This is a genomic window from Rhodococcus sp. 06-156-4, from assembly GCF_002259345.1.
GTDB classification, from domain to species: Bacteria; Actinomycetota; Actinomycetes; order Mycobacteriales; family Mycobacteriaceae; genus Rhodococcoides; species Rhodococcoides fascians_E.
This window is the reverse complement of the sequence record NZ_NPGB01000024.1, coordinates 1-1,088: the sequence shown is the minus strand read 5'-3', so window position 1 is coordinate 1,088 and position 1,088 is coordinate 1. Positions and strand designations below refer to the sequence as shown.

Below are 1,088 nucleotides of genomic sequence, written 5' to 3'. Positions count from 1 at the left end.
CACGCTCTGGAAAGGTGGAGGACATGAACCTGCGGCGCTACCTCGATCCGCGAACGACATGGCGGGACACCACCGATGTCGACAAGGTGCGGCTCTACACCCGCCAGTCGTTCGTGAGCATCATCGTCCTTCTCGGAGTGGTCGCGCTCGCAGAATCGGTGACCGAACGACTGTGGGTGTCCGGAGTCGCTCTCGCCGTCACCGCGGGCGCGACCGTGATCACGGTGCACCGGATGCCGATCATCGGCGGAATGCGCACCGGCGAGATTCGGTGGCCCCTCGCCGTCACGGCGGTCGCTGCAGTGGTGGCGGGGATCGCCGGAACGGCCACGTTCAAGATGTGGGCACTGCTCATCGTGGCCATCCCGGTGACGGCCCTCATCCCGCTCCGGTGGTCGGCGGCCATCGGGGTGGCCGTCGGCGTCGCAACCGGCGTCTCCCCTTACGGCCCCCTCGCCGGCGTCATCGCATTCGTAGTCGTGGTGGGTATGGCAGCCACGGTCAAGCTGTCGATGTGGCTACTGGCCGTCGTCACCGAACTCGACGCGTCCCGGGAGGCGGCAGCCCTGCTGTCCGTCGCCGAGGAGCGACTTCGATTCTCCCGCGACCTGCACGACGTCGTCGGCCGCGCTCTGTCCGCCATCGCGGTCAAGAGCGAACTCGCCGCCACACTGTCCCGACGCGGCGACGAGCGCGCCGCCGAGCAGATGGAGGAAGTCCGAGACCTGGCTCAGCACTCCATGACCGAGGCCAGACAACTCGTCCGCGGATACCGCTCGATCGACCTCGCCGCCGAACTGAACGGAGCATGCTCGCTCCTGCGGGCCGCAGGCATCGAGACGACCGTCACCGGCAGCCCCGACGACGTCTCACCCCGCTTCAGCGAAGCTGCCGCCTGGATCGTGCGCGAAGGTGCCACCAACATCCTCCGCCACTCCGACGCCACCCACAGCAGCTTCGACGTCACCGAGAACTCCGTCCGCATCACCAACAACGTCCCCCACCGGCAACGGACAACCGACGGCACCGGACTCGCAGGACTCCGGGAACGACTCGCCGCCGTCGGCGGAACCGTCGACACCACCCTC

Annotated in this window: 1 protein-coding gene; it reads left to right on the top strand. The window is 68.0% G+C overall.

Annotated features, from left to right (window positions below):
* Nucleotides 1-23: 23 nt before the first annotated feature.
* Nucleotides 24-1,088 (top strand): sensor histidine kinase (locus tag CH290_RS15795; protein ID WP_249277810.1); only part of this gene is annotated, 1,065 nt, incomplete at its 3' end.